The following is a 2696-nucleotide window of genomic DNA, read 5'->3' on the forward strand; positions in this document are numbered from 1 at the left end:
GCGTGGGCGGCTCCGGCGAGGGGGCCGCAGACGGCGGTGGCCGTCAGGGTGAGGGTCACTGCCCAGCGCGCGGTGTTCGGCATTGTGTGCATCCTTCCGCTCGGGTGGCGTTCCGGATCGTTTGCGTTCCGGAACGTTCGGGTGCCGGTTCCTGTGTGGCGGACCGGCGAGCGCGAGTCTGCCGAGTCCGCGGCGGAAACACACCTTCGCCCCACGCGTTTCGGTAACGTTGCGTGTTGAATCAGTGGCGTGAAGTGACGGATCTTGAGCGTGCAGAGCCCGAAACTGAGCGGGTTCCGTGGCGCGGAAGACACGCCCTGGCCGGATTCGCACGGCTCAGCAATAGGCCGGAAACGTTCCGCTTCCAGCAGAAGCGGAACCCTTGCCTTCGCTGCGCTGTGGAGTAACGCTCATTACATGATTACAACGGAGCAGCACGAGAAATTGCGCGGCTGGTTCGCCGGCCGACTGCCCGACGATCTCTTCGAGAGCCTCGGTGAGGTGACGGTCGACCGCGAGGAGATCACCGTCATCGGCCGCATAGCCGAGCCCCGGCTAGCCGAGGGGGCCTCGGACGCCGAGAAGGCGGCGGCCGTCAAGTCCCGTATCCAGGAGTTCCGGGAGCGCACCCGCGACGACCGGGTCGCGGTGGCCCGCGAGGCCGAGCACCGCTTCCGCAAGAAGGTCTCGTGGGGCGTGGAGTGCGGGGGCGAGCGCGCCTTGTTCACGCATGTCGCCGCCCCCGTCATGACCCGGCTGCGGCAGCCCCAACGGCAGGTCCTGGACACCCTGATCGCCGCCGGCGTCGCCCGCAGCCGCAGCGACGCGCTCGCCTGGTGCGTACGCCTCGTCGAGCGCCACGCGGACGACTGGCTCACGGAGCTTCGGGACTCCCTGGAACACGTCCAGCGAGTCCGCGCACAGGGCCCGGACGCCGACGACACCGAGGACGGCGCAGCCGAGCCGGAGGACACGCCCCGCGACGAACAGACGGAGAACTGACCGGAGTTGGCCGGGCGGGCATCGTGCCAGAACCCCTGAGCCGCCCGGCCGGGCGGAGCCCTCAGTCCGAGTCGCTCACCGGTTCCGCCACCGACAAGGACTCCGGGCTGGCCGAGGACTTGCTGCCGTCCGCGCGCCAGCGCTGCTCGTCCGTCCTGTCACGGATCTTGACGACCACGTCCGCGCCCGGGTCCTTGGCGGCGGGGGCGACCGCGAGGTCTTCCTGCCAGCGCGGCAGCAACTCCCCCTGGACCGTGAGGTCGTAGCGGACGTCGTCGCCCCGCTTGGAGCCCGCGGAGGCACAGCTGCCCAGGACGATCACGCCGGCGTCGACGTGGGAGTCCACGCACAGGTCGGGGTTCGCGACGCTGCGCAGCAGTCCGTCCTCCTCGTAGGACCACGCCTGGGTCCCGTCGGAGGAGCACGCCTCCAGCTTGAGCGAGGCACCGGACTGCGCCTTGCCCCCCTTGATGTCCAGGCAGAGATCCGCGGCGACATTGCGCAGCCGGGTCTCCACGGGCGGCGTGGGCACCGCGGGTGGCGGGGAGGTCTGCCCGGCGGGCGGCGCCTGAGGACCGGGAGTGGCGCTCTGGCCGGGGCTGGGAGTGCCGGAGGCGGAGGGCTCACCGCCGTCGTCCTGCGGCCACAGGGTGGTGATCAGTACGGTCGCAAGCAGCGCCCCGGAGAGTACGCCCGCCCCGGTGAGCAGGGCCTTCGAGTTCCCCGGGCCCTGCGCGGCCCTTCGGCCCCCGGACCCGATGGGGAACTGGGGCAGCACGCGCCCGCGATGACGGCCGCCGCCCTGCCGCCCCCTGCCGGAACGGCTCGGCCGCGATCCGGACTGGCCGCGCCCCGGACGGGAGTCGAGATAGCGGCGGGCGCCCCAGCCGAGCACCGATTCGGCGAGCAGCACGCCGAGACCGCCCTGACCGCTCTCGAAATGGCTGAGCTGCTCGGCCGCGTAACGGCAGAAGCGGCACTCCAGCAGATGCTGCTGGACATCGGGGAGCAGGGTGCCGCCGCGCCGAATCGGGACGTCCAGGAGACGGTTGTAGTAGCGGCAATCCTTGTTCGGCGCGAGTTCGCGGTGGGCGCGTACGCAGCCCTGGCGGAATTGCTCCCGTGCCTGGTCCAGAGCCGCCGCCGCGGTGTCGGGATCCATACCCAACAGACCAGCTGGTACGGATATGTACTCTGCCTCGACCTCGGTGTGCCACAGCACGCACTGGGCGAGTCCCGGGAGGGCCTGGAAAGAACGTTCGGCAAGCTTACGATTTTCGGGCGTCATCGACTTCGTGGCCCGCATACCACGGCCTCCGGCGGGTTTCCGGAGTTCCGGCAGAACGCCGGATATGCGGTCCGCCGCGGACCAGGCCCGGACCGTGTCCCGCACGGTCACCAGCAGGTGGGGGCGCAACGCGGCCGCGGACTCGGCGCGTTTGAGCCGGTCGAGGACCTGCTGGAAGGCGGCCGCGGTGACCATCGACGCGACGCTCGCCGAAGTGGCCAGGCAGATGACCGCGTAGTCGTACGCCGGCTGCCAGTGCCGCGCCATCAGCAGCGCGACGGACTGGGCGAGTTCGCCCTCCGGCTGCGCCCGCAGGAGAGCGGCGAGGCTCTCGTCCGACTCCCCGGGAGCGGGGGACGCACCCCCGGGGACGGCGAGGCCGGGGTGCGGGGGATATGTGGGACGA

The 2696-nt window shown here is 71.1% G+C and carries 2 protein-coding genes and 1 pseudogene; 1 reads left to right on the forward strand and 2 read right to left on the reverse strand.

Translation table 11 applies throughout. The annotated features are described in order from the left end of the window. Nucleotides 1-83 (reverse strand): annotated as a pseudogene (locus G6048_RS50740) (protease inhibitor protein); the annotation flags it as partial. A 334-nt stretch (nt 84-417) separates the two neighbouring features. Here G6048_RS50740 and G6048_RS47610 point away from each other — a divergent pair. Next, nucleotides 418-1002: a hypothetical protein gene (locus G6048_RS47610; protein WP_165345827.1), complete on the forward strand. Its 585-nt coding sequence runs from the start codon at nt 418-420 to the stop codon at nt 1000-1002. Nucleotides 1003-1063: 61 nt separating this feature from the next. Here the strand turns inward: G6048_RS47610 and G6048_RS47615 are convergent. Continuing rightward, a partial coding sequence (locus tag G6048_RS47615; RefSeq protein ID WP_408056253.1) for an RICIN domain-containing protein occupies nt 1064-2696 on the reverse strand: 1633 nt, incomplete at its 5' end.

The sequence above is a fragment of the Streptomyces ureilyticus genome (genome assembly GCF_011045025.1).
Taxonomy (GTDB): domain Bacteria; phylum Actinomycetota; class Actinomycetes; order Streptomycetales; family Streptomycetaceae; genus Streptomyces; species Streptomyces ureilyticus.

What these genes read in the sequence shown, in the direction of transcription:
- G6048_RS47610 (WP_165345827.1), top strand. Translation starts at nt 418, where the DNA reads ATGATTACAACGGAGCAGCACGAGAAATTGCGCGGCTGGTTCGCCGGC.